Annotated in this window: 3 protein-coding genes; all 3 read left to right on the plus strand. The window is 37.9% G+C overall.

Translation table 11 applies throughout. The annotated features are described in order from the left end of the window. The first annotated feature begins 236 nt into the window (after nucleotides 1-236). Entirely contained in the window at nucleotides 237-1,022 is a 786-nt protein-coding gene (locus ACY65O_RS20385) for a sugar isomerase domain-containing protein (RefSeq protein WP_462222699.1), read from the plus strand. A 358-nt stretch (nucleotides 1,023-1,380) separates the two neighbouring features. Beyond that, nucleotides 1,381-2,412 (plus strand): hypothetical protein, encoded by a 1,032-nt coding sequence (locus ACY65O_RS20390; protein WP_462222700.1) that lies wholly within the window; start codon nucleotides 1,381-1,383, stop codon nucleotides 2,410-2,412. Nucleotides 2,413-2,455: 43 nt separating this feature from the next. Further along, nucleotides 2,456-2,896 (plus strand): hypothetical protein (locus ACY65O_RS20395; protein ID WP_462222701.1); only part of this gene is annotated, 441 nt, incomplete at its 3' end.

The raw sequence follows: 2,896 nt of genomic DNA on the forward strand, positions 1-2,896 counted from the left end.
AAATAGCCCTGCCCTTCAGGGCAGGGATTAAATAGAATAGGCGGGTGGGCTTTAGCCCAAATGAATTAATTAAAAAAAGCCTGAAAGGCTGACATTAATATAGAAACATTAAAACGAAAAAAGCCTAAACCCCGAAGTGTAATGTCATTAAGTTAAGAATATTTTAAATTATAAAATACCCAATTCCAGTTCCTTCTCCTTTGGAGAGGGGTTGGGGTGAGGTCAAAATAAAAACAATGAATCTTACAGCAACCTATTTACAAAAATGCAACGGTATTATTGAAACCGTAAAAGCGCAGCAACATCAAATTCAGCAAACTGCACAATGGTTTGCCGAAAGTATTTTGGCCGGAAGAGTAGTGCATTTGTTCGGCAGCGGCCATAGCCGCATTATGGTAGAAGAAATGTGGCCACGGTATGGATCTTTTCCTGGCTTTAATCCGATTGTAGAATTATCCTTAACCAATCACAACAATGTGGTTGGTGCTAACGGTCAGCGGCAAGCCATGTTTTTAGAAAATGTAAGCGGATTAGCAGAAAGAATTTTACGCAACTTTAATTTAAGTGATAAAGATTGTGCATTGATTGTTTCCTCCAGCGGCAGCAATATCGTACCAATAGAAATGGCAGAACTCTTTCAGCAGAAAAAAATAAAAACTGTTGCACTCATCACCACACAACACTCGGCAAAAAGTAAAAGCAAAAGAGCCGATGGAAAAAAACTGAGCGACTTTGCTGATATTATTTTAGACAGCGGTGCACCTGCCGGAGATTCTATGATTTATATTGATGGATTAGAAACACCAGTATCACCCGGCTCTACAGTTGGTGGAATAATGATTGTGAATTGTATAAAAGCGGAACTGGCAAAATTATTAACAGAAGCAGGTCATCCACCAAAAGTATTAACGGCATCGGCAATTGTAGGAGATGCAAAAGCAAAAGAATTATTTGAGGCGGCGTATGATGAACATGCACAACGAATGTCGGCACTATATAATAATGTAGGCAAAGGTCAATAAATATATACTTTTTCCCGATGAATCGCATTGGCGTCAGTTTAAAAAGCCTAGTAGAGGCGATATATCAGTAGCAATTAGATAGATATTGGTTGCAAAGCTCCGCCAGCTGGCGGACGGCATATTAAAACAAAGGGGTTGCGAAAAAAACATGCCGCCCCTATGGGGCTAAATAGAAATAAAAAATAAAATTATTTCTACTGACATTTCGCCCCGAATGGGGCTTTGGTAAAGGGTTTTATTGAAAGCTGGAAAAAATTAACTTGACGTCAATGCGATACATCGGGACGACGCCAATGAAGTTGAACAGAGAAATAAAGCCGGATACAAAAAATTAATTCAAAAAAATAAAATTAATAAGATGAATATTCCCATTCGCACAACAGTTGTAGGCAGCTATCCTTTTCCGGGCTGGCTGGAGTTTGCTTCGCAAAACATGGATAAGTTTGGCAAGGCCGATATTGAAGAAATGATTGAAGATGCGGTGATTGCTGCAATACATGACCAGGTAACTGCAGGCCTTGACGTAATTACAGATGGTGAACAAACAAGGTTGGATTTCAATTTATCTTTTTATGGTTTCATCAAAGGCATTGAAAATAATGATACCGAAACAAGAAAGTTTGGTCCCGCCGCACATGATCAACGTGGAAAAAATAATATTGTAGGAGAGTTGGTGGCACCAAATGGTTTGGGTGCTGTTGCAGAATATTTACGGTTAAAAAAGTTAGCACCTGCAGGCCCTGCACTAAAAGCCAGTGTACCCGGCCCATTTACACTAAGCGGAAGATTGTTACCGAATGAAAAATACAAAGACCGTTATGCCATTACCGAGGCATTACTACCCATCATCAGTAAAGAGCTGGAAGCATTGGTGGCAGCAGGTTGCACAGAGATAACGGTGGATGAACCCAGCATGAGTTGTTATGCTTATAAAGAAGATACCAAACGTTTTGTTGATATTTTTAACCGTACGGTAAAACCAATCGTAGGTAAATGCAATCTCAGTACGCATTTGTGTTTCGGTAATTTTAAAGGAAGGCCTGTTGGTTACAGAAGCATAAAACCCATGCTGCCTGATTTTTTAGATTTAACAATTAATGAAATTCATATTGAAATGGCGAACAGAGAATTTGCCGAGATAGAATTATTACAACCATTTTCAGAAAAATTGAATGTAGCTGTTGGCATTATTGATGGAAAAATTTATTACATCGAAACAGTGGTTGATGTTGTGGAAAGAATTAACCGTTGCTTAAAATATATTCCTGCAGAAAAATTATCTGTAGCACCCGATTGCGGATTGAGCCAAACGGCAAGATGGGCCAGCAGGCTGAAGTTAATTAATATGGTGAAGGGTGCAAAAAAAATCCGCCAGCAACTTGGCGTTTAAGAAGTATTGATATTTATAAAAAAATACCCTTAATGCTAAAAATATGGATTTCAATAATATTGAAGATTTAAAAAAAGCAGGGTTTATTGGGTTCAAAACTATACAAGAACTTTTTGTTGACAGTTCACAACTGCCAGCAATGAAAGGAGTTTATCTTGTTTTGAGTCTTAACAAACAAACTCCATCATATTTGCAGGTTGGCACTGGTGGACATTTTAAAGGGAAAAATCCAAATGTATCAATCGAAGAACTGAAGAATAATTGGGTAGAAAAAACACTTGTAGTTTATATCGGTAAAGCAGGAAACGAAAATAGTAATGAAACTTTAAAGTCACGAATGAAGCAATATTTTGGTTTTGGCCAAGGAAAAAATATTGGGCATTGGGGAGGAAGATTAATTTGGCAATTAGCAGCATCGAATAATCTTTTAGTGTGCTGGAAATCTTTACCAAACGAAAATCCCAGAACATATGAGAAGCAATTA

The sequence above is a fragment of the Ferruginibacter sp. genome (assembly GCF_031430955.1).
GTDB lineage: Bacteria > Bacteroidota > Bacteroidia > Chitinophagales > Chitinophagaceae > Ferruginibacter.

Coding starts and splice junctions, on each gene's coding strand:
- ACY65O_RS20385 (WP_462222699.1), top strand. CDS start 237: ATGAATCTTACAGCAACCTATTTACAAAAATGCAACGGTATTATTGAA.
- ACY65O_RS20390 (WP_462222700.1), top strand. CDS start 1,381: ATGAATATTCCCATTCGCACAACAGTTGTAGGCAGCTATCCTTTTCCG.